The sequence below is a fragment of the Companilactobacillus kimchii DSM 13961 = JCM 10707 genome (assembly GCF_001435445.1).
Lineage (GTDB): Bacteria > Bacillota > Bacilli > Lactobacillales > Lactobacillaceae > Companilactobacillus > Companilactobacillus kimchii.
On the sequence record NZ_AZDH01000010.1, the window covers coordinates 1 to 18,262 of the forward strand.

Here is an 18,262-nt window from a genome sequence, read left to right on the forward strand (position 1 = left end):
TCTTCTTGCTTAATTTACGTCATTAAATTCGTTCAAGTTATTTCTTGCAATCTGCCGTAAGTAAAACTACAGCTACGTCAGATTTAAAGAATGCTAAAAGATATCTTAAAAATTATAACTTGGAACTAGTATATTCACGAAAAGATGGATATAGGATAAATGGTTCAGAATTGAAAGTCAAACAAATTATAAATGAACTGGTTGCAATAATTCTACATTTTGAAGATGGTATGGAGTTGATTGTGGAAATATCCGATATTTCAGTAGGTTCCATAATTCATTACACTCATAAGATTGAACAGCATTTGAATATTACATACTCAGATCAATCGTTTAATCAATTAGTCTATTCTCTAATGATATTGATAGCCAGAAATCGTTCATGTCAAGTCCCAAAGGAATCGTATTTTAAGACAGATATCCGTGATACAAGCGAGTATGATTTCATATCTAATGTTATTCCTGAAAAATGGATAGCAAATAAAGACGATTATAAATGGATCTTATTATTGTTCATTTCAGCAAATACTGTAGAAGGTCAGATCCAATATCAAAATTCTGATTTATTAAAAATGGTTCATGAGATGGTACAACAATTTGAATCTTTAACTTACGTAGAAATAAAAAATAAATCAGATTTTGAAAAGAGGTTGGTTGCACATATTCAACCAATGATTTTAAGAATTAAATATGGATTACATTTGAAGGACTCAGGGATTAAATCAGCTGTAAGGAATGTTAAGAATCATCAGATGTTTGTTGATACGGTACGTCAAATTGTAAAGCCACTGGAGAAAAAATTAAATTCGGCCTTACCAAAAGATGAAATTGAATTATTATCTTTTTACTTTGGATCTGAACTTGAAAATTGGAAACCAGAGGAGAAGAAAAGAGCTGCGGTTGTCTGCAGTAATGGAGTAATTGTCTCCAGATTGATGTTTAAAAAATTGAGAGAAATGTTTCCGGAAATAAGTTTTGTCTCAGCTTCCTCTGTTAGAGAGTTTCAAAAATTTAAAAATGATTTTGATGTAGTTTTTACAACTGTCCATTTAAAGACAGACGCTAGACAATATATTATCCATCCCATTATGACAACTGATGAATCTTTAAATTTACGATATCGAGTACTTAGAGATATCAGTTTTGGTAATTCAGAAGAAATGTTAGATGGATTAATGAATATTATTAGTCGACATGGTCAAGTAGATGATGAAGTTCGATTAAGAAAGGAAATTCAATTATTTCTATTAAAAGGACAAGATGATGAAGTAAAGGAAACGGAATATTTACCAGACTTATTAGCATACGTAAAGCCAGATTTTATTAACTTTACCGATCAGAAGCTTTTGTGGACTGAGGCATTGGAATTAGCAACGAGACCACTTATGAAAAAGGGAATTGTAACGGATAAGTTCTTGAAGCAAATAATTAAAGAGAGTTCGTCTATGAGTAATTATAGTTATTTTGGTAAGAACATGGCTATTCCTCACACGACCCCAGATATGGGTGTTAATGGAAATGCATTTGGTCTTCTGATTAGCAAAGAACCAGTAAAATTTCCAAATAATGCAGATGTTCATATTATTGTTCCATTGGCTGTTGGAGATACAACGAGTCATTTTAGAGCTGTCGAACAACTAGCTAATATAGCTGCTAATCCTAAGTCAATGAAAACATTAATCAACGCTGATTCTAAAAATGAAGTAATTAATGAAATAAAAAGAAGAATTAAGGAGTGATTTATTTATGAATTTAAAAAATTACCCAAAGTTTACAATTATCATGCGTGGATATACTCAAGAACAGGCCATGACAATTATGGAAGCGATGGATGGGTTCGAAAACGATTTTGGCATAGAAGTTACGATGAACACCGAACATTGTCTCGATATTATTAGAGATGGTTATCTTAAATTTGGTGATAAATATCAAATTGGTGCCGGTACAGTTATGGATTTGGAAGATACAAAAAACGCTATCGAAGCAGGAGCAAAATTTCTTCTGGGACCCCAGTCGTTCACTAAAGAAATGATTGATTATGCGCATGATCATAGAGTAGTAACTGTTCCTGCTGCAATGACACCAACAGAGGTAACTGAACTATTCGAAAAAGGAGCAGATATTGTAAAAATCTTTCCAGCTTCAACGGTAAGACCTGATTATTTTAAGGCAATTCAAGCACCTTTAGGTAAATTACCTTTGATGGCCGTCGGAGGAGTTTCTCTGGAAAATGCCGGCGAATTCTTGGACAATGGCTGTGATTATTTGGGAATGGGATCAAAGCTATTTAACAAAGAAGATATTAGAAATGAAAATATCGAAGGCTTAGCTAATTCTTTAGCTACATTTGTAAAAGATTTTAAGAAAAGAGGGACACTCGTTTGAAAGTAGACATTGATTTAGATAAATCATTATTTCTTCCACATATGACCGCAGATGATAGCACTGATGTTATTGAACAGCTTTCTACTCAGCTCTATGAAATCGGTTACGTAAAAGAGAGCTATATAGCTGCTATCAAAAAAAGGGAAATGGAGTACCCAACCGGTCTCCCATCCAAGAGTCCAGCAGTGGCCATTCCACATGCAGATTTTAATTTAGTTAATAAGACAACTGTGGCTGTTGGTACATTAGAAAAGCCAGTGGAATTTCATGATATGGAAAATATAAAAAAAACAATACCTGTTCAAATAGTGATCATGCTTGCAATTGGCGAGCCTCATGGTCAGGTAGAAATGTTACAAAGAGTTGTTGGAATTATCCAAGATGAAAAATTACGGAATGATATTTTAAACGCTAATACATCAGAAGAATTATTGAATCTAATTGAACCATCATTATTAGGAATTTTAAATTAATAATTGGAGGAATTATATTATGCCAGCACGTATATTAGTAGCTTGTGGAAATGGAATCGCAACATCAACAGTTGTTGCATCAAAAATTAGAAGTTTTATGGAAGATAAAGGTTTGCCTGTAGATACTACCCAAACTAAATTGATGGAAGTACCTGGTAAAGTTGAAGGTTTTGATTTATTAGTAACAACAGGAGAATTTGATGGAAAGACACATGGTGTACCTTACGTTAAAGGGATGCCAATTTTAACCGGAATAGGAGCAGACAACACTTTCAATGAGATTTATAAAATTATAAAAGAAAAAGAAGGTTAAATGATTATTTAATTATCAGGGGTGAATAAACATGCATATTATAATGGATGTCTTTAACTGGTTGATTGCCGCTGGACCGACGGTATTGTTACCAGTAATTATCACGATTATTGGTCTTATATTTGGATTAAAGATTACTCGTTCATTTAAATCCGGATTAACGCTTGGAATTGGTTTTGCTGGTATCAAGTTAATTCTTGATTTTATGACAACAAATGTTGGACCTGCCGCTAAAGCAATGGTAGACAGAACCGGGGTTCATTTAACCGCACTAGATGTTGGATGGGGTTCAATCGCTGCCGTTACATGGGCATCACCAATTATTGCAATTTTGATTTTTGGAATTCTTTTAGTAAATATTATTTTATTGATTTTAAAGAAGACACATACCTTAGATGTTGATATTTGGAATTATCATCATATGGCAATTGTCGGAGTTATGGTTTACTTCGTTACTAAAAACATTTGGCTAGGTATTGGCTCATCAATCTTGATGGCCTTAATTACTTTCAAATTAGCCGACTGGTCTCAGCCAATTGTTGAATCATTCTTTGGTATTCCAGGAGTATCCTTGCCAACTGTTTCGGCTTTATCATCATTGGTTATTGCTTGGCCTTTGAATTGGCTGTTGGATAGAATCCCTTTCATGAGAAATAATAAATTCTCTATAAAAGATGCTCAAAAGTATTTAGGATTCTTTGGGGATTCAATGATCATGGGCTTGATTATTGGTATGGTCATTGGATGGTTAGCCGGATATGATCTAATGAAAGTTATGCAATTGGGTGTTTCAATGTCAGCCGTTTTGGTGTTGATTCCAAAGATGACTTCATTATTTATGGAAGGATTAATGCCAATTTCAGATGCTGCACAAAAATGGTCTGAAAAGAGATTCAAAGGTAGAAAATTATTTATTGGTTTAGATGCCGCTGTTGTTGTTGGTAATCAAGATGTTATTACTACAGCTTTGATTATTATTCCATTGACTATTGCAATGGCTTTGATTTTACCAGGAAACTCAGTTCTACCATTTGCCGATTTAGCTGTTGTTCCATTTAGAGTTGCTTTGGTTGTAGCACTTACAAATGGTAATTTGATCAAGAATATTATCATTGGACTAGTTGTAACGGCTTCACTTCTATGGTGTGGTACTGCAACTGCTCCAGTGTTAACTGCAATTGCTAAGTCTGTTGGTATTAAATTAGGTGCAAATTCACTATATATTAGTTCATTTGCTGCTACATCAATGATTCAAAGCTTCATCGTATACTTCGCATTCACATGGCATCCACTTATTTCTATACCAGTATTAATTATTGCGTTCGCTGGAATATGGTACTTCTTTGACGGTATAAAACATGTTAATAAGAATATGGAAATGCAAGATGCTGTAACTGACTAATAGATTAAGGGAGTAGATATTTTGAAAATTTCTGATATTAAAATTTATAAAGTAAAGCCACGTTGGATTTTTATTAAAATTCTAACTGATGAAGGAATCACCGGATGGGGCGAAATGATTTCAGGAACTAAAACTGAAACAGTAGTCGCTGGTGCTGAAGAAATGGGTAAGAAAATTATTGGACGTGATCCTTTTGAAATTGAACGTATTTGGCAAGAGTTACATCGTTCATTCTTTAGAGGTGGTCCCATTAATGGAACTATTATTTCAGGAATTGAAATGGCTTTATGGGATATCAAAGGAAAAGCCCTGAATGTTCCAGTTTATGAACTCTTAGGTGGAGCTGTTAGAGACAAGATTAGAGTATATTCATGGATTGGTGGAGATCGTCCTAGTGATGTAGCTAAACAAGCCAGAGAACGTGTCAACAAGGGATTTACTGCAATTAAAATGAATGCAACCTCGGAATTACACTATGTTGATTCTTATAAAAAGGTTCAAGCAGTAGTTGATCGTGTTGCTTCGATTCGTGATGAAGTTGGCGATGATCTTGAAATTGGAATTGATTTTCATGGACGTGTTCATAGACCAATGGCTAAAGTTTTGGCAAAAGCATTGGAACCATACCATCCTATGTTTTTGGAAGAAGTTGTTTTACCTGAAAATTGGGAATCATTTGATGATATTGCTAGAGAAGTTTCAATTCCATTGGCTACCGGTGAAAGACTTTATACTCGTTGGGCCTTTAAGAATTTATTCAGACAAGGTGCAGTTGATATCGTTCAACCAGATGTAGCTATGTGTGGAGGTATCTTAGAAACTAGAAAGATTGCAGCTGAAGCAGAATCATTTGATATGGCTTGTGCACCTCATGCACCATATGGACCAGTTTCATTGGCTGCAACTTTGCAAGTTGATGCATGTACACCAAACGTATTCATTCAAGAACAAAGTCTAGGTATTCACTATAATCAAGGATTTGATTTACTAGATTTTGTTAAAAATAAAGAGATCTTCCAATACAAGGATTCATATGTTCAATTACCTAAGAAACCAGGTTTAGGTATTGAAATGGATGAGGATATGATTAAGGACGTTGCCCAACAAGGCTTGGTTTGGAGTAATCCTTCTTGGAAGAACTACGACGGTACAATTGCTGAGTGGTAATTAACAGGAGGTAGCAATAATGGGAGAGTCTATCATAATGGTAGTTTTAATAGGTGCCTTGTTAGTGTTCGAGTTTCAACAACAAGCATCAATTAAAATAAAAGCTAAGTCGTCAAATTTAAAATACTTAATAGCATTCGTAGCAGCAATATTAATCATCATTTTATTTTGGTCACACTCCATGCAGTCAAACATAAAAGTAGTTTTAATTGCTGTATTGTTTGCTAGTGTTGCATTTTATAATCAAGGACTTGGAAATGATAAGGTCGTTACTTACGGTTCATTATCAAAAGCTTCTGATTATGGTAGATATGATCAGATTATTGTTGAACCTGTTAAAAAAGACACTATGGTAACATTCGCATCTAAAAAAGGTGGTAGTTATTCTTTAATGTTTACGGATAATGAAGAATCAATTCAACACTTTATTCGTAAACGTGTTCCCAAAACGGTCAAGGTGTTGACTGGAGAAGAGTATCAAAGACAACTAACTATTAAAAATAGAAAACATAGAAGCTTAGAGTCTAAGCAACTAGAAATGATTAGAAATAGACCGAATAGAAATAAATTTGTTGCTATTAGAAAAAAGAGTTAAATAAAAAAATAAGCTAGAAAAAATCTATCATAGATTTTTTCTAGCTTATTTAAGTAAATTTACTTTTCAGAGTCGTCCCATTCTTCAACAGAGTCAACATAACCATCAGGGTTACCACTCCAGAAGAAGTCGCCGTACCAAAGACTTCTCTTATCGTTATCGAAGCCGTTGATTTCTTTCATGTCGGCATCGCTTAATTCAAAGTCATAAACATCTGAATTTTGAACAATTCTTTCTTCGTGAACTGACTTAGGAATAGTAATGATACCATTTTGTAAGTCCCAACGAAGAATAACTTGAGCAACTGACTTGTTATACTTGTCAGCAATTTTCTTTAATCTGGCATCACCTAGAACAGAACCACCACCAAGTGGAGACCATGCTTCAAGTAGAATATTGTTTTCGTCACAGAAGTTCTTGATATCAACTTCTTGGCAAAGGGGATGATATTCCATTTGGTTAACAGCAGGTTTGATTGAGCAGTTCTTAAGAATATCCTTTAATCTTTCAATATTGAAGTTAGATACACCAATAGCACGTGCTTTGCCTTCTTTGTAGATTGTTTCCAATGCACGCCATGTGTCCAAGTATGTGCCATCTACTGGCCAGTGAATCAAGAGAAGATCTACATAGTCTGTTTGTAATCTCTTTAATTGACCTTCAAAGTTGTCGAGTGTTGATTGATAGCCTTGGTCACCATTAAAGATCTTTGTTGTTAAAAAGATATCCTCACGTTTGAGACCATTATCTGCAAAGCCTTTTTGTAATCCTTCACCAACACCAGCTTCATTACCATATTGTTTTGCAGTATCAATAGCTTTATAGCCGTGTTTCAAAGCCCATTGTACAGATTGGGAAGCACCCGTATTGTTTACTTTCCAAACACCCATACCTAATTGGGGCATTTCAACACCATTATTCAAAGTTACAGTAGAATCCAATTTTAAATTCATATTCTAGCCTCCTATAAGTATAATTTTAACTCAAATATAACTGTGTTACTTGGAATATTGCTTTTCGTTTGGTATAGTTCAACCTGAATGCGCTATCATTAATATAGAACGCATTGCTCTTGGGGGAATATATTAATGAGAAATAAATTTACGAATGTAGTTGAAAATAAGAATGAAATTAAATCTAAGATTATTAATCTATCTGCTACCTTGAATTTACCTAAAGGAACAGAAGCCTTTATCAGCGACGTTCATGGTGGTTACGATCGTTTCTCACATATTATGCGTAGTGGTGCTGGTAATATCAGTAAAAAGGTGTCAGAAGTTTTTTCTGGTAAGTTGATGCCAATCAATCAAATGAAGTTGTCCTGTCTGATTTATTATCCGTCTGAAGTTCTCAAAGAAACTAAGAATAAGATTACTGATGCAGATGAGTTAGAGCAGTGGTATATGGATTCATTCAATAATTTAATTGAAATGTTACGTTATGTAGCAAATAAATATCCTAAGAGCCTTGTACAAAAAGCTATTCAACCGGATTTTTGGGATATCACTGAAAACCTTTTGATGATCGATACTAATTTCAAAGATAAACGACTCTACTATCAAGGTTTGTTGTCCAGTATTGAACGTTTGAATATGGCTGATGATTTCATTATTGCTATCAGTCATGCAATTCAACGCTTGGCAATTGAGAGGATTCACATTGTGGGAGATATTTATGATCGTGGATCACATCCCGATTTGGTGATTAATTATTTGATTAATCACTGGCAAAATTTTGATATACAATGGGGCAATCACGATATTCTGTGGATGGGAAGTATGGCAGGGTCTAAGCTATGCATGCTCAATTTGATCAGAATTTGTGCTCGCTATGACAATTTAAAACTGTTAAATGATGCATATGATATTGACATGACTTCAATGATTAAATTAGCTCGTCACAGCTATCGTCCATTATCGAATTTTGATCCTAAAGTTGATTTGACAGAAATTTCCGAGGAAGATCGAATAACTGATAATTGTGTTCAACAGGCCGCCACTATTATGCAATTTAAATTAGAGGGGCAGGCTATCAAGCGTCGTCCAGAGTTTGAAATGAATGATCGCCTATTCTTGGATAAGTTGAGTCAGGATAAGAAGTCAGTCAAGATCGATGGTAAAGATTATCCAATCGAAAATGGCTGTTTCCAACTAGTTAATCCCGGAAATCCCTATCAAATTTCACATCCTGAACAAGTCGTCTTAATTGATTTGATCAATCAGTTTATTCACTCAACCAAGTTGAATGAGCATATGTGGTTTATGTACGATCACGGTTCAATGTACCTCAAACATAACGGAAACCTGCTGTTCCACGGTTGTGTACCGACGGATGAGCAAGGCAATTTTGTTAAATGGAAGATCGACGGTCGTAATTATCTAGGGAAAGATTTAAGTGACTACTTCCAAATTATATTGCGGGATGCAATGCGCCATCCCACGACGGGGGATTGTTTCAATTCTGATGTGCTCTGGTATCTTTGGTGTGGAAAAGATTCGCCATTATTTGGTAAAGATAAGATGACCACTTTTGAACGTTACTTTATAGATGATGAAGAATTACAAAAAGAAACTTTAAATCCTTTCTATAAATTACGTAAAAAAGAGTGGTATGCAGATCGAGTTAAAGATGAATTTGGAGTTGAAGAAGAAGGTCATATTATTGTAGGACATACGCCAGATATCGATGAAGAGAATCTTCCTATTATGTCTAAGGGTAAGATTATCCAAGTAAACGGTGGCCGTCCTAAAATGGAACACAATGGAGGATTTACTCTGTTATACGATTCTTATGGAATGCAGCTATTACAATTGAAACCATTTATTTCCTTATCAACTTCATTGAAAGATTTGAACGATGTGATTTTGAAACGAAAGATCGTTGAAAATTCGGTTGAACGAAAAGTGGTCATGGATACCGATCGAGGAGATAAGATAAAACAACAAATAGCTGATTTGTCGGCAGAACTAAACGATTAGAGAGCGGAACAAACCCTTTTCTACTATAGAGCACAGAACAACGGTTACACTTAAATAGAACGTAAAAAAGGTCCAAGATAATATTGCCATCAAAGTGATAGCATTATCTTGGACCTTTTTGAAATCAAAGAGGTTTAAGCTTTTTCCTTATTTTTCCAGTCATCTTTCTTTTCATCCCAATTTTCTGAGAGGGCATGTTTAGGAAGAATCAAATTAAGAACGATACCGACAACTGTGGCGACACCAACTCCAGTGAATTGGAAGGAACCCATTTGAAGATATGCATTACCAATACCGATAACGAGGATAACTGAAGCAATCATTAAATTACGTTTTTCATTGAAGTCGACTTTGTTATCGACCAGAATTCTTAGACCGCTTGAGGAGATAACACCGAATAGCATGAAACTGATACCACCGATTACGGGTCCAGGAATAGTTTGAATCAAAGCACTTAATTTACCGACGAATCCGAACAAGACAGCGAAGACCGCAGCACCAATAACAACGTAGACACTGAAAATCTTGTTAACGGCCATGACACCGATATTTTCACCGTATGATGTAACAGGAGGACCACCAAGAAAAGCAGCAACGATTGAGGCTGTACCATCACCAGCTAGTGTCTTGTGTAAACCAGGATCTTTGAAGAAATCACGATTAGTTAATTCATCAAGTACCATGATGTGTCCCAAATGCTCAGCCATAGTAACGAAGGCAATTGGTGCAAAACTCAGGATCGCACCCCAGTAGATTTGATGAGGCATGTAGTTAGCAAACATAATGTCAAAAGCAGGTAATTTGAACCAAGGTGTTGAAGCAACCTTGGAGAAATCAACGATACCGCAGAAGACAGAGAGAACATATCCTCCGACAATACCTAAAAGAATAGCGATATTACTCCAGAAACCACGAAGATACATGTTTAAAAGAACAGTTAGGAAAAGTGTAAACATGGCGATTCCGAAATACTTCAAGTCATAATGTGAACCGTTCATCATAGCATTGTCAGCGGCACTTCCGGCAACTGACATACCGATAACTACGATGATAGGACCAACTACGATTGGTGGTAAAGCCTTGTCGATCCAAGCAGAACCGGCAAAGCCAACAATGATAGAAACAATCAAATACACACAACCAACGGCGATAGTACCTTGAGCGACACCTTGATAGCCGACTGTCTTCATTAACGAGACCATCGGAACAATGAAGGAAAAACTAGAACTCATGTAAGCTGGAATTTTTCTGTGAGTGATCAAAATATGAAGCAAAGTTCCGACACCGGAACTGAATAAAGCAATACTTGGATCCAATCCAACTAGTAGAGGGACAAGGACTGTGGCCCCAAACATTGAGAATAAGTGCTGTAATGATAGGAAAGCCCAACTGCTTAGTGGTGGCTTTTCATAGACATCCAGAACTGCGTCTGGATTTCGATATTGTTCTTCGTTTTTACTCAAAAAAACATCCCCTTAGTATTTTTTTTGCAAAAAAATAGTCCTCTATCCCGTGTATGCGAAATAAAAGACTGAACGTGTTTCCTTATTAGCCTCACGGGACCAAAATTTAAAGGATCATTTATTTAATTACACTTAATATAATTGAGTTGCATTGTAAAGTCAATAATGAAATACTAAAAGGAGAATTTAAGCGTTAACAAAGAGGAGATTTTTATGGTTGAATTATATATTGTAAGACATGGTGAAACGGACACTAACTCTGAGGCTCGAATCAACGGAATGTCTACCGACAAACCCCTAAACGCCAAAGGTATCAAGCAAATTGAGGAATTAGAAAAACATATTGATATCACTGATTTTGATGAAGTTTATGCAAGTCCAATGAAACGTGCAATGCAAACAGCTGAAATTTTGAATCAGGGAGCACACGAAATCCAACAAGACAAACGTCTAGTTGAAGCTGACTATGGTTCATGGGATGGTTTGAGAGAAGAAGAATTGATCGTAAAACATCCAGACGCCTTTGATGAGAATAAATATTTGTTACCAAATTATACTAAGTATGCTGTTAATGGTGAAGAATATGCGGATGTTTATAAACGTGTTGAAGACTTCATGAATGATATGGCTAAAAAAGGTGATGAGAAGATTTTAGTAGTTTGTCACGGTTTCGTTAGTCGTTCATTTGTTAAAGTCACAACTGGTGCTGAAGATATTTCAAACATCATTCAACCGGATAACGGTGGAGTATCTAAATATAAAGTTTCAGCTAGTGGTAAAAAGTATCTAATGTATTATGGACGTTTAAATAATATCGATTAGAGGGTAGACAATGAGTCTGACTAATAAAGTTCCCGAAAAGGATGTTCAAACGACTTTTAATAACATCGCGGGTAACTATGATAAATTAAATTCCATTATGAGTTTGGGAGCACATCAAAAGTGGCGTAAGAAGGCTACTGAAAAAATCGTTAATCATCCTCAAAAAGTGTTGGATCTTTGTTGTGGGACGGCTGACTGGACGATTATGTTGGGGCAAAGATTTTATCATGCTCAAATTATTGGTGTGGATTTCAGTCAAGAGATGCTCAAACTAGCTCAACAAAAAGTTGCTCAATCCAAGTTAACTAATATTACTTTGGAAACTGGCGATGCCATGCAATTAAATTTTGCGGATAATAGTTTTGATGCAATCACGATCGGCTTTGGATTACGGAATGTGCCAGATGCTGACAAAGTACTGCGTGAAATCTGTCGAGTTTTAAAACCAGGTGGACAGTTAATCTGTTTGGAAGCATTCAAAGTTGAGACACCAGTTATTAAAATTGGTTGGAAATTGTATTTTAATAAGTTAATGCCTTTAATGGGAAAAGTTTTTGCAAAGAATAAATCGGATTATCAGTACCTGGATGATTCAGTTAATCGTTTTGTTAGTATCAAAAAACTCTGTCAGATGATGCAAGATGCTGGATTCAAGAATATTGAAGTTACTGATTTAATGATGAAAGCAGCGGCTATTCATTCGGCAGTTAAAAGTATTTAGACAAAACAAAAAGAACACCCGGGGAAGGTGTTCTTTTATTTTTTTAGGGGATTAAATATATATGTTATAGGGGGGATGAGATGAGATATCTCTCATCTACAAGTAATACTATAACCAATAAGTGTGAACCAATTATATTGAAAATGTGAAGATTTTGTGAAGTTCTATTTTTTTAGAAATAATATTTTATAACTGTTGTAGCAAGCTAACAATTAAAAGGGGTGCTCAAAATGTCAAATATCAGAGATGTTGCCAAGCTTTCAGGTCATTCAGTTTCAACTGTTTCGAGGGTTATTAATAATCAAAGTTATGTTGCTACAGAAACTAAAGAAGAGATTCTCAAGGCGATGAAGGAATTGAATTATCATCCCAATGATATTGCTAGAGCCTTAAGTACCGGCAAAACTTACCGTGTTGGTGTCGTTATGCCATACAGTAATCACCCTTATTTTCAAAAACTAGTTTCCGCTATCACTCAGGCTGCCTTCAAAGAAAACTATCAGGTTACTTTATTACCTTCACATTATAATGTTAAAAGTGAAATTAAATATTTAGAAATGCTGAAACATCAGGCATTCGACGGATTGATTTTTACTTCTAGGGCAATTCCATTTGAAACAATTGTCGATTATCAGAAGTACGGTTCAATTACTTGTTGTGAAGATACTTTAGATTATCCGATTTCTTGTGCTTATACTGATCGAGAAAAATCTTATATTGATGCTTTTGAATTATTAAAGAAATTAAAATTTCAAAATATAGGCGTTACGGTAAGTCGTAACGAACAAACAAGTCGAAGTGCTAAATCAACGGTGGATTCTTATTACAAAGTTTTTGGAGAAAAGTGTCCTGAGAAACTATTAGTTAGAAATATGCAATTTTTCAAAGATGGAATTCAAGCGGCTAAGGAATTAACTGCCAAAAATTCAAAATTGGATGCAGTCTTTGCTAATGGCGATCAAGTTGCAGCTGGAATTATTTATCAGTTGAAGAAAATGCAGATTGATGTTCCTGTTATAGGTCAAGAAAACTTAGATTATAGTTACTTGATGAATTTCTCGACCATTGATCATAAGCTGAATGAAATTGGTGAATATGCTTTTTGGTCTCTTTTTGAAAAGAAAATCGTCAAGAAGTTAATTCCCGCGGAATTTATTTTGCGAGGAGCATTAATATAGAAGACAAATAAAAAACACCCTTTTTTCGGAAAGGGTGTTTTTCTAGGGGATTAAATATTGTTTATAGGGGGGATGAGAAAAGAGTATTGGCTCTTATCTACAGTTTGTATATTACTGGCTTATCAGGAAATTATAGTTGTTTGAAAATTATAAAACATTTTTGGATAGCCCATAGTTGATAAGTCTTTTATATTTTTATAAATTCTTTGTCCTTTTGTAACTTTAAAAGTTACATCCCATGAGAGCAGAAAACTACTCTGCAAAGAATAGTATATCGTATTTTACGCCTAACTACTACTAACTGACACGTAAAAGACAATAAAAAAAGTACCTCGGGGAAAGGTACTTTTTATTTAGGGGATTAAATATATATATGTTATAGGGGGGTGAGAAAAGGGATTATCTATATCTCTCATCTACAATTTATATAATACTCAACCTTTATGAATTAAATATTTATAAAATGTGAAGATTTTGTGAATTCATATAAATTTACCATTTTTAGGTGGAAATGATGGTAAGATGCCGTCCTCCACAACAAGAAAATTTGGCTGGAACGCCATGGGTCGACTTGGAGCTAATTATTTCACACTTCGTGCAAAATAATGGATCTCTAAATTCGGCCTTTATCTTGTTGTTCCGGACTAAATCCTGTTTCGTTTCTTAGGTATTGTAAAACCTAAATAGGAACTGCACCTAAATGAATATACATTAGTCAATATCGATATGATGTTCTGAGCTAGTCTTCTTTTCTAACTTAGGGAGGATAACTTTCAAGACACCATTGTCATAGTTGGCTTTGATGTTCTCAACGTCGGCTGCTGGCAAATGATATTGTCTCATGAAGCGGCCACTTGTGCGTTCGGACATAATCATGTCACCGTTCTTATCGTTATGGTCATTGAAGCTGTCACGACGGCCACTGACGGTCAAAACATCATCTTGATAATTGATGTCGATATTCTTCTTATCAAAAGCAGGCATATCAACGTGTACTTCATAATCTTTATCAGTTTCTTTAATGTCAGTCTTCAAGTTAGAACCTTCTAAAGCACTGTCTTCAAATAATGATGGAAAACTAGTCATCCATTTGTCCCCATTGAAAAAGTCTCTCATTAAATTGTTACGATTCATAATTTCATTTACCATAAATAATTACTCCTTTTTAAATAGAATAAATTCATTGTTAGCACTCAATACAGTTGAGTGCTAACAGAACTCCAAAAAAATAAGCTTAAAGCATTAGTCAATTTTGATGTGATGTCCGGAATCGACTTCCTTATTTACTTTTGGAAGAATGATTTCCAAAACACCTTTATTATATGTAGCTTTGATATTATCTTGATCGACTTGTGGCAATCTGTATTGTCTCATGAAATGACCACTTGAACGTTCGGACATAATTACGTCGCCATCTTTATCGTTGTGATCGGTAAAACTATCGCGGTGACCACTAATAGTTAAAATATCGTTATCGTAAGTGATATCAATATTTTTCTTATCAACTGCGGGAAGATCAACGTGTACTTCATAATTTTGATTATTTTCTTTAATATCGGTCTTTAGTGTTGAATCTTCTGGGAAATTATTGTCAAATATAGATGGAAAATTATTCATCCAAGAGTCACCATTAAATAAGTTTCTCATTAAATCATTACGATCCATAATTTCATTTGCCATATCTCATTACTTCCTTTCCCTTGATTACAAATACAGTATAAAACCTGAGTTATGGAAGTTCAAGAATTTAGCACTCTTAATTGTAGAGTGCTAATTTTAGCAAAAAGTAAGTAAAATATAACTGTAAATTATGTGATACAATTAACTTGGTAAAGAAGAGGATGTTAAAATGACTAAATTAGTTATGAGACGTATATATGACAAAGATTTACCATCAGGGTACCGTGTGTTGGTAGATCGACTTTGGCCACGAGGAATGTCCAAAGTACGTGCAGACCTTGATTTATGGGCAAAAGAGATAGCCCCATCAGCAGAATTGCGTAAGTGGTTTGGACATGATCCTGAAAAATATTTAGAGTTCAAAAATAAATATTTGGGTGAGATTAACAATAATCCATATACCGAAGAATTTCTAAAGTCTTTAAAAGAGGCTCTTCAAACACAAGATGTACTAATACTATATAGTGCGAAAGATGAAGAACATAATGACGCTGTAGTGCTAATGGAATATCTAAATTCAAATATTTAAGTATTGTAGATTGGTTGGCTAACAATTATGGAAGAATTTGATTTGCAATCTTTATTATCTAGTAGTGATAAGCTATTGATCCATCTGTTGCAGTCATATGCACAGACTAATGATATAGCTATTTTTGTGTTAAATAATGAGGATCATTTACAGGCTGGAATTTTTGGTACGCTAACAAAGAAAAATGAATTAACAAGAATAGACAAGGTTAGAGATTTATCTAAGTTGAGCGTCAGCAAATGTAAGTATGATATGGAATATGCTGACGCACCGTTGCGTGTAGCTATAATCAATCAACGGGTAGGGAAGATTTGTGTTGCTCGGGACATTGTAAAAAATACTGATCCGAGTAATATCGTAGTAATTCAAAAATTGCAGCAACAAGTTGAGTATTTAAGATACTTATTTGAGAATGTATCTAAATTGATCATCAAAGAAAGAGGACTTGATGATTTCATAATTAAATATTCACTGGATGTAGATGAAGCAATTGATGATCTCGATAACGATGAAAGTGGAGCGTTAAAGAGAATCAGACATTTGTCGACTTCAAATGAGTCAATTATTTCAGCAATTGAGTTTATTGATAATAATCTAGATAAACGTTTAACACTCGATCAAGTATCGGGGAAAGTCTATCTGTCGGATTATTATTTTAGCAAACTGTTTAAGAGGGAAACAGGTTTGAGTTTTTCGGTGTATTTGAATGCCCGAAAGATTCAAAAGGCCATGATTCTATTAAAGGAATCGGATGACAGTATTAATGAGATTTCAGATGCATTAGGTTTTACGAGGTTGAGTTACTTCAGCCAGACATTTAAAAAGTATACCGGCTATGCACCAACGAAATATCGTATTGATGGAAAAGAGTAATAATAAAAATGTAGGGGGCATTCTTACTAATGCTTCCTACATTTTTTGTTTACTCTCATAATTATTTTGATGTGTAAACGATAATTAGACGCGTGTATAGGATTTATGTACAAATCATCTTTTTTTATGAAAAAAATTGTAGTAGAATTTAAACTTAATGTAAATTACTTGTTTTTGCGTAATTTAAGGAGAGATTTTTATGAAAAATGTCTTTAAGAAGGAATCCGTCGACACTTACATCAAGGCGGATTCGAGACTAACAAAGAGTTTGGGTGCAAGGGATCTTTTGTCACTTGGGATTGGTGCCGTAATTGGAACTGGTATTTTTATTTTACCAGGACATGAAGCGGCGTTACATGCTGGTCCAGCGGTGGCGATAGCGTTCTTGATTGCTGCACTGGTCTCTGGCTTAGTCGGCATGGCTTACGCTGAATTTTCATCGGCAATGCCTGTCGCAGGTTCGGCTTATTCATTTGGTTCCATTATTTATGGTGAAATAGTCGGCTGGATTCTAGGTTGGGCTTTGATTTTGGAATACTTCTTAACTGTTTCAGCGGAAGCAGTTGGTTTTGCTTCATATTTTAACAACAATATTTTGGGAGCCTTTGGAGTACATCTACCTAAGTTCTTATCGGCAGGTCCTCTGGAAGGTGGTGGAATCAATATTTCGGCGACGTTGATCGTCTTATTGATTGCTATCATCATTTCCCACGGTGCCAGTCTTTCTAAGAAAGTTGAAAACGTTGCGGTTGTTATCAAAGTAGCGATTATCGTCCTCTTCGTTGTGGTCGGTTTCTTCTATATTAAGACTAGCAATTATGTACCGTTCTATCCTAAACAGTTCCATACTGAACCCTTTGGTTTAGGTGGAATCTCGACAGCTTGTGCTACAGTCTTCTTTGCTTTCGTTGGATTCGATGCTTTGGCAGCCAATTCAGCGGAGACTATTAATCCGAAGAAGGATATGGTTAAAGGAATTCTGGGAACGGTTATCGTCGCCGTGATTTTGTACGTTTCGTTCTCACTTGTCTTGACCGGAATCGTCAATTATAAGGACTTAAATGTTGATGATCCCGCTGCTTATGCGTTGAAAGTCGTACATCTGGATACTTGGAATAAACTGATTACCATTGGTGCCTTAGTCGGTATCTTCACATCATTATTGACGATGTTCTTTGGTGGCTCTCGTTTAGTTTATGCTTTGGGCCGCGATGGATTGTTGCCTAAGAAAATGGGACAAGTTGATTTCAAATACTCAGTTCCAAAGAATGCTATTTTGGTAGCGACAGTAGTTCAAGCGTTCTTTGCCGGCTTAGTACCATTGACTGAATTGACATCATTGATCAATGCCGGAACGCTGTTGGCATTCGTCTTTATTTCCTTTGGTATTATTCCGTTACGCCATCGTAAAGACATTCCTAACACAGGTTTCAAGATGCCTTGGTATCCATTCCTACCAATTTTTGCTGGAGTAGCTAGTTTATACTTCTTATTGATGTTGCCATCCATTTCTAAAATCAGTGTTGGAGTTTGGATCTTGATTGGAATAGTTGTTTACTTCACTTACAGTTTGAAACATTCAAAATTGCAAAATAAAAAATAGCTTCCTGACGGAGGCTATTTTTTCGGTTCTAAACTTTATCGTGTTGGTAGATTAATTCTACGGACACGATTTTTTTATAC

General features: G+C 35.1%; 18 protein-coding genes. 14 read left to right on the forward strand and 4 right to left on the reverse strand.

Annotation, left to right across the window (positions count from 1 at the left end):
• The first annotated feature begins 119 nt into the window (after positions 1-119).
• The 7 genes from FC97_RS05080 to FC97_RS05110 are packed head-to-tail and all read left to right on the forward strand — an operon-like array spanning position 120 to position 6,335.
• Positions 120-1,739 carry a BglG family transcription antiterminator gene (locus FC97_RS05080; RefSeq protein WP_338025150.1) on the forward strand — a complete coding sequence of 540 codons (1,620 nt, stop codon included), beginning with the start codon at positions 120-122 and terminating at the stop codon, positions 1,737-1,739.
• Between the two features lie 7 nt (positions 1,740-1,746).
• Positions 1,747-2,385, forward strand: coding sequence for a bifunctional 4-hydroxy-2-oxoglutarate aldolase/2-dehydro-3-deoxy-phosphogluconate aldolase (locus FC97_RS05085; RefSeq protein WP_054643971.1), 639 nt, complete (start codon positions 1,747-1,749; stop codon positions 2,383-2,385).
• A complete protein-coding gene (locus tag FC97_RS05090; protein ID WP_082397618.1) occupies positions 2,382-2,858 on the forward strand; it encodes a PTS sugar transporter subunit IIA in 477 nt (158 codons plus the stop codon). The genes FC97_RS05085 and FC97_RS05090 overlap by 4 nt, the downstream gene beginning before the upstream one ends.
• A gap of 19 nt (positions 2,859-2,877) precedes the next feature.
• Positions 2,878-3,171 (forward strand): PTS sugar transporter subunit IIB, encoded by a 294-nt coding sequence (locus FC97_RS05095; protein WP_054643972.1) that lies wholly within the window; start codon positions 2,878-2,880, stop codon positions 3,169-3,171.
• 31 nt (positions 3,172-3,202) lie between these two features.
• Positions 3,203-4,573 carry a PTS galactitol transporter subunit IIC gene (locus FC97_RS05100; RefSeq protein WP_054643973.1) on the forward strand — a complete coding sequence of 457 codons (1,371 nt, stop codon included), beginning with the start codon at positions 3,203-3,205 and terminating at the stop codon, positions 4,571-4,573.
• A 21-nt stretch (positions 4,574-4,594) separates the two neighbouring features.
• Positions 4,595-5,740 carry a galactonate dehydratase gene (gene dgoD / locus FC97_RS05105; RefSeq protein ID WP_054643974.1) on the forward strand — a complete coding sequence of 382 codons (1,146 nt, stop codon included), beginning with the start codon at positions 4,595-4,597 and terminating at the stop codon, positions 5,738-5,740.
• A gap of 19 nt (positions 5,741-5,759) precedes the next feature.
• On the forward strand, positions 5,760-6,335 hold the full coding sequence (locus tag FC97_RS05110; protein WP_054643975.1) for a hypothetical protein: 576 nt from the start codon (positions 5,760-5,762) through the stop codon (positions 6,333-6,335).
• Between the two features lie 59 nt (positions 6,336-6,394).
• Here FC97_RS05110 and FC97_RS05115 read toward each other — a convergent pair whose 3' ends face one another.
• Positions 6,395-7,288: an aldo/keto reductase gene (locus FC97_RS05115; RefSeq protein WP_054643976.1), complete on the reverse strand. Its 894-nt coding sequence runs from the start codon at positions 7,286-7,288 to the stop codon at positions 6,395-6,397.
• A gap of 135 nt (positions 7,289-7,423) precedes the next feature.
• On the opposite strand from FC97_RS05115, the gene FC97_RS05120 reads away from it, so the two are divergent.
• A complete protein-coding gene (locus FC97_RS05120) occupies positions 7,424-9,313 on the forward strand; it encodes a fructose-bisphosphatase class III (RefSeq protein WP_054643977.1) in 1,890 nt (629 codons plus the stop codon).
• A 134-nt stretch (positions 9,314-9,447) separates the two neighbouring features.
• On the opposite strand, the gene FC97_RS05125 is transcribed toward FC97_RS05120, so the two are convergent.
• Entirely contained in the window at positions 9,448-10,776 is a 1,329-nt protein-coding gene (locus FC97_RS05125; RefSeq protein ID WP_054643978.1) for a uracil-xanthine permease family protein, read from the reverse strand.
• A gap of 213 nt (positions 10,777-10,989) precedes the next feature.
• Here FC97_RS05125 and FC97_RS05130 point away from each other — a divergent pair, with 213 nt between their 5' ends.
• From FC97_RS05130 to FC97_RS05140, 3 genes are all read left to right on the forward strand, one after another.
• A complete protein-coding gene (locus tag FC97_RS05130; RefSeq protein ID WP_054643979.1) occupies positions 10,990-11,598 on the forward strand; it encodes a histidine phosphatase family protein in 609 nt (202 codons plus the stop codon).
• Positions 11,599-11,608: 10 nt separating this feature from the next.
• Entirely contained in the window at positions 11,609-12,319 is a 711-nt protein-coding gene (gene ubiE, locus FC97_RS05135; protein WP_054643980.1) for a bifunctional demethylmenaquinone methyltransferase/2-methoxy-6-polyprenyl-1,4-benzoquinol methylase UbiE, read from the forward strand.
• 230 nt (positions 12,320-12,549) lie between these two features.
• Positions 12,550-13,497 carry a LacI family DNA-binding transcriptional regulator gene (locus tag FC97_RS05140; RefSeq protein WP_054643981.1) on the forward strand — a complete coding sequence of 316 codons (948 nt, stop codon included), beginning with the start codon at positions 12,550-12,552 and terminating at the stop codon, positions 13,495-13,497.
• A gap of 711 nt (positions 13,498-14,208) precedes the next feature.
• Here the strand turns inward: FC97_RS05140 and FC97_RS05145 are convergent.
• Positions 14,209-14,646 carry an Hsp20/alpha crystallin family protein gene (locus tag FC97_RS05145; protein WP_054643982.1) on the reverse strand — a complete coding sequence of 146 codons (438 nt, stop codon included), beginning with the start codon at positions 14,644-14,646 and terminating at the stop codon, positions 14,209-14,211.
• A gap of 93 nt (positions 14,647-14,739) precedes the next feature.
• Complete coding sequence (locus tag FC97_RS05150; protein ID WP_054643983.1) at positions 14,740-15,177, reverse strand: Hsp20/alpha crystallin family protein; 438 nt, start codon at positions 15,175-15,177, stop codon at positions 14,740-14,742.
• A 169-nt stretch (positions 15,178-15,346) separates the two neighbouring features.
• On the opposite strand from FC97_RS05150, the gene FC97_RS05155 reads away from it, so the two are divergent.
• The 3 genes from FC97_RS05155 (at position 15,347) to FC97_RS05165 (ending at position 18,182) form a co-directional block, all read left to right on the forward strand.
• A complete protein-coding gene (locus tag FC97_RS05155) occupies positions 15,347-15,706 on the forward strand; it encodes a DUF488 domain-containing protein (RefSeq protein WP_054643984.1) in 360 nt (119 codons plus the stop codon).
• A gap of 27 nt (positions 15,707-15,733) precedes the next feature.
• On the forward strand, positions 15,734-16,579 hold the full coding sequence (locus FC97_RS05160; RefSeq protein ID WP_054643985.1) for a helix-turn-helix domain-containing protein: 846 nt from the start codon (positions 15,734-15,736) through the stop codon (positions 16,577-16,579).
• A gap of 199 nt (positions 16,580-16,778) precedes the next feature.
• A complete protein-coding gene (locus FC97_RS05165) occupies positions 16,779-18,182 on the forward strand; it encodes an APC family permease (RefSeq protein ID WP_054643986.1) in 1,404 nt (467 codons plus the stop codon).
• Positions 18,183-18,262: the final 80 nt, after the last annotated feature.

Excerpts from the sequence above, each read along its gene's own strand:
- FC97_RS05140 (WP_054643981.1), top strand. The coding sequence starts at position 12,550 with ATGTCAAATATCAGAGATGTTGCCAAGCTTTCAGGTCATTCAGTTTCA.
- FC97_RS05145 (WP_054643982.1), bottom strand. The coding sequence starts at position 14,646 with ATGGTAAATGAAATTATGAATCGTAACAATTTAATGAGAGACTTTTTC.
- FC97_RS05165 (WP_054643986.1), top strand. The coding sequence starts at position 16,779 with ATGAAAAATGTCTTTAAGAAGGAATCCGTCGACACTTACATCAAGGCG.
- FC97_RS05150 (WP_054643983.1), bottom strand. The coding sequence starts at position 15,177 with ATGGCAAATGAAATTATGGATCGTAATGATTTAATGAGAAACTTATTT.
- ubiE (WP_054643980.1), top strand. The coding sequence starts at position 11,609 with ATGAGTCTGACTAATAAAGTTCCCGAAAAGGATGTTCAAACGACTTTT.
- FC97_RS05095 (WP_054643972.1), top strand. The coding sequence starts at position 2,878 with ATGCCAGCACGTATATTAGTAGCTTGTGGAAATGGAATCGCAACATCA.
- FC97_RS05100 (WP_054643973.1), top strand. The coding sequence starts at position 3,203 with ATGCATATTATAATGGATGTCTTTAACTGGTTGATTGCCGCTGGACCG.
- FC97_RS05130 (WP_054643979.1), top strand. The coding sequence starts at position 10,990 with ATGGTTGAATTATATATTGTAAGACATGGTGAAACGGACACTAACTCT.
- FC97_RS05155 (WP_054643984.1), top strand. The coding sequence starts at position 15,347 with ATGACTAAATTAGTTATGAGACGTATATATGACAAAGATTTACCATCA.
- FC97_RS05115 (WP_054643976.1), bottom strand. The coding sequence starts at position 7,288 with ATGAATTTAAAATTGGATTCTACTGTAACTTTGAATAATGGTGTTGAA.
- FC97_RS05085 (WP_054643971.1), top strand. The coding sequence starts at position 1,747 with ATGAATTTAAAAAATTACCCAAAGTTTACAATTATCATGCGTGGATAT.
- FC97_RS05110 (WP_054643975.1), top strand. The coding sequence starts at position 5,760 with ATGGGAGAGTCTATCATAATGGTAGTTTTAATAGGTGCCTTGTTAGTG.
- FC97_RS05120 (WP_054643977.1), top strand. The coding sequence starts at position 7,424 with ATGAGAAATAAATTTACGAATGTAGTTGAAAATAAGAATGAAATTAAA.
- FC97_RS05160 (WP_054643985.1), top strand. The coding sequence starts at position 15,734 with ATGGAAGAATTTGATTTGCAATCTTTATTATCTAGTAGTGATAAGCTA.